The 3,875-nt window shown below is 73.2% G+C and carries 4 protein-coding genes; 1 reads left to right on the forward strand and 3 read right to left on the reverse strand.

The features are described from left to right. Positions 1-1,645, forward strand: a 1,645-nt coding sequence (locus V7793_RS34815; RefSeq protein ID WP_336013692.1) for a hydroxysqualene dehydroxylase, incomplete at its 5' end; no start/stop codon positions are given. 84 nt (positions 1,646-1,729) lie between these two features. Here the strand turns inward: V7793_RS34815 and V7793_RS34820 are convergent. The 3 genes from V7793_RS34820 to V7793_RS34830 form a co-directional block, all read right to left on the reverse strand. Beyond that, positions 1,730-2,080, reverse strand: coding sequence for a VOC family protein (locus V7793_RS34820; RefSeq protein WP_168093217.1), 351 nt, complete (start codon positions 2,078-2,080; stop codon positions 1,730-1,732). 42 nt (positions 2,081-2,122) lie between these two features. After that, positions 2,123-2,935, reverse strand: a complete 813-nt coding sequence (locus V7793_RS34825) for a methyltransferase domain-containing protein (protein WP_336013693.1) — start codon at positions 2,933-2,935, stop codon at positions 2,123-2,125. A 50-nt stretch (positions 2,936-2,985) separates the two neighbouring features. Then, positions 2,986-3,875 (reverse strand): diacylglycerol/lipid kinase family protein (locus tag V7793_RS34830; protein WP_336013694.1); only part of this gene is annotated, 890 nt, incomplete at its 5' end.

The raw sequence follows: 3,875 nt of genomic DNA on the forward strand, positions 1-3,875 counted from the left end.
CGTCGCGGTCCTCGGCGGGGGCGTCGCGGGGCTGACGGCCGCGCACGAACTCGCCGAGCGCGGCTTCCAAGTGACCGTGTACGAGAAGAAGGCGCCCGGCGGCAAGGCCCGCAGCATGGACGTGCCCGGCAGCGCGCGAGGCGGCCGCAAGCCCCTGCCCGGCGAGCACGGCTTCCGTTTCTTCCCCGGCTTCTACCAGAACCTGCCGGACACGATGCGCCGCATCCCCTTCCCCGGCAACCCCAACGGCTGCCACGACAACATCGTGGCCTCGACCGAGGTGATGCTGGCCCGCACCGGCCACGAGGACATCCGGCTGCCGTTCCGCACGGTCGGCAAGCCGCCGCCGCTGCTCACCCCGGACGCCCTGCGCCGCGCGCTGGCCGGCTTCCTCGACGCCTTCGGCAACATCCCCGTCCACGAGACGGTCTACTTCGCGAGCAGGCTGCTGGTCTGGCTCACCAGCTGCGACGCCCGGCGGACGGGTGCGTGGGAGCGGGTGCCGTGGTGGGAGTTCATCCGCGCCGCGAGGATGTCCCCGAACTACCAGCGGCTGCTGGCCATCGGCATCACCCGCAACATCGTGGCCACCAAGGCCGAGGTGGCCAGCACCAAGACGGTGTCGACGTGCATCGAGGCGTTCCTCTTCAACGCCCTGGGGCGGGGCGCGGACGGCGAGCCGGACCGGGTGCTCAACGCCCCCACCAACGAGGCGTGGATCGACCCGTGGGTCGCCCACCTGCGCTCCCTGGGCGTCACGTTCCGGATCGGCTGGGCCGTACGGGACCTGCGGATCGCGCGCGGCCGGATCACCGAGGCGGTCGTACAGGACGCCTCCGGCGCCAAACAGTCCGTGACCGCCGACCACTTCGTCTCGGCGATGCCCGTCGAGCACGCCCGTACCACCTGGAACGCCCAGGTGCGGGCGGCCGACCCGCAGCTGGCGCGCTGCGACAAGCTGCAGACGGACTGGATGACGGGCATCCAGTTCTATCTGACGGAGCCCACGCCCGTCCTGCACGGGCACGTCAACCACATCGACTCCCCGTGGTCGATCACCTCCGTCGGGCAGGCGCAGTACTGGCCGGGGCGTGACTTCCGCGCCGACTACGGGGACGGCGCGGTCGCGGACTGCCTGTCGGTGGACGTCTCCGAGTGGGACAAGCCCGGCATCCTCTACGGCAGGACCGCCAAGCAGTGCACGCGCGAGGAGGTCGCGCGCGAGGTGTGGGCGCAGATGAAGGCCGGGCTCAACGACACCGGGCGCACGGTCCTGAGCGACTCGAAGATCCACTCCTGGTTCCTGGACCCGGCCGTGGAGATCGGCGGCCCCCGCCCGGTCAACGACGAGCAGCTCCTCGTCCACCCCGCCGGCACCTGGTACAACCGCCCTTCGGCGCGCACGGCGATCCCCAACCTCTTCCTGTGCGGGGACTACGTGGCCACCGACATCGACCTCGCGACCATGGAGGGCGCGAACGCCGCGGCACGGGCCGCGGTCAACGCCCTCCTGGACGAGACGGGTTCGCGGGCGGAGCGGTGCACGATCACCCCGCTCTACCGGGCCCCGGAGCTCGAACTGTTCAAGGCCGAGGACGCGATCCGCTACCGGATGGGGCTGCCCAACGCGCTCGACCTGGGGTGACCCGACAGAGGCGCCCCCCGGGGTGAAGCGCCTCGGGGGGGGCGGCGGGGAGGGTCGATTACCACCCGGGTAATGGAGGCCCGTTCAGCCCTGTTTGCGGTCGACGTATTCGAAGACGGAGCCGTCCGGGTGGCGGGCCACCAGGTTGCGGCCGATCGGGGTGGGTACCGGGCCGGCGATGATCTGGGCGCCCACCGACTCCAGGTCGCCCAGGGCCTCCTCGACGTCCGTCACCGCGATCGTGGCGGTGATCTTGCGCAGGATGGACAGCTCCTTCTCCGGTCCGCTCATGAGGAAGAAGCAGCCGACCGCGGCCACCGCGACGCCGCCGCGGTGGAAGCGCAGCGCTTCGGCACCGGTCAGGCGTTCGTAGACACCGATTGCGTGGTCCAGATCATCGACGCACACCCGTAGCGAGGTCCCCAGAATGTTCATGGGAACCAGGCTAGTTGGCCGCACGGCACGGTGCGGGGCGGTTCAGGCGCGGCACAGGAGTTCGCCGTTCAGTACGGCGAACCAGGCGTCCTCGTGGCGGCCCCATTCCCGCCAGGCTGCGGCTGCCCGGTCGAGACCGGCCCGGTCCGCGTGCCCGCCGTCGACCGCGAGCCGGGCGTACGCGGAGGCGGTCGTGCGGTCCGCCCACAGCCCGCTCCACCAGGAGCGTTCCTCCTCGGTGGCGTAGCACCAGGCGCTCGCGGTGGCCGTCACGTCGGTGAAGCCCGCCTGCCGGGCCCAGGACAGCAGGCGGCGCCCCGCGTCGGGCTCGCCGCCTGCGGCGCGGGCGACGCGCCGGTAGAGGTCCTGCCAGCCGTCCAGGCCGGGGACGGCCGGGTACCAGGTCATGGCGGCGTAGTCCGCGTCGCGGACGGCGACGAGCCCGCCGGGGCGGCAGACGCGGCGCATCTCGCGCAGCGCGCCCACGGGGTCGCCGACGTGCTGGAGCACCTGGTGGGCGTGGACGACGTCGAAGGACCCGTCGGGGAAGTCCAGGGCCCGGACGTCGCCGGTGGTGAAGCCGGCGTTGGTCAGCCCGCGGGCGGCGGCCGTCGCGCGGGCGGCGCCGAGCACCTCCTCGGCGGCGTCCAGGCCGGTGACCCGGCCCTGCGGGACCAGCGCGGCCAGGTCGGCGGTGATGGTGCCCGGCCCGCAGCCGACGTCGAGGATCTCCAGGTGCGGCTCCAGCTCCGGCAGCAGGTACGCGGCGGAGTTGGCGGCCGTGCGCCACGTGTGCGAGCGCAGGACCGACTCGTGGTGGCCATGGGTGTACACGGTGGTCTCGTCATCAGCCATGACGGCACCGTAGATCCTCGTCCCGGATTACGAGAGTGCTGTCTCATATGTCAAACGCCACGCCCTCTGAGGTCCCACTCCGCAGGCAGGCGGTACACCACGAGCGCCTCGTTCTCCTTCCGCAAGGTCAACTCCGTCGGCGCAGGCGCGATTTCGCCGTCGTACGCCAGGTGCGTCCCCCGCCGGATGCCGCTGATCCGCAGGCTGCGCACCCGGGCCGTCCTGAGCACCGGCGAGTGCTTCAGGCCGCCTCCCAGCGCCGCGGCAAGGAGGCGCGTACGGGCCAGCGGGCCGCCCGAGACCGTGCGGACGTCCAGCACCCCGTCCGCCAGGTCGTGCCGCCGCACCGGAGCCAGGCCCAGCCCGCGGTAGGTGCAGTTGCCCGCGAACAGCATCCACAGCCGGCGCCGCCTGCCGTCCACCTCCAGCCGGAGCGGCCGCGCCGTGCGCAGCACGTGCACCGCCGCCAGCACGCCCGCGGGCCAGGCCCCGGTGCGCGGCGCCCAGCGCTCGCGCACGCGCACCAGCTCCGGGTACGCGCCGATGCTGAAGGTGTTGAGGAACCAGCCCGCCTCCTCGCCGCCGCCCGCGCGCATCCGCACCATGTCGACCGCCACGGCCTCCCCTGCCTCCACGGCCCGGCAGGCGTCGGCGAGGGATTCGATGCCCAGGTCGTAGGCGAAGTGGTTGTACGTTCCGCCCGGCAGGACGGCGAGCGGCAGCCGGTGGCGCCGGGCCACGGCGGCCGCCGCGTTGACGGTGCCGTCGCCGCCGAACACGCCGAGGGCGCCGTCCAGTTCCCGGGCCCGCAGCGCCGCCGACTCCAGCGCCTTCCCGAGGTCCCCGCCCCCGGCTGCGCCGTCCTGGCCGTACCCGGTGACCTCCGCGAGCGGCAGCGCCGAGCGCACCTCCTGCACCGGGTCGGTGCGCACCCCCGCCG

This window comes from Streptomyces sp. KLMMK (genome assembly GCF_036961605.1).
Taxonomy (GTDB): Bacteria; Actinomycetota; Actinomycetes; order Streptomycetales; family Streptomycetaceae; genus Streptomyces; species Streptomyces telluris.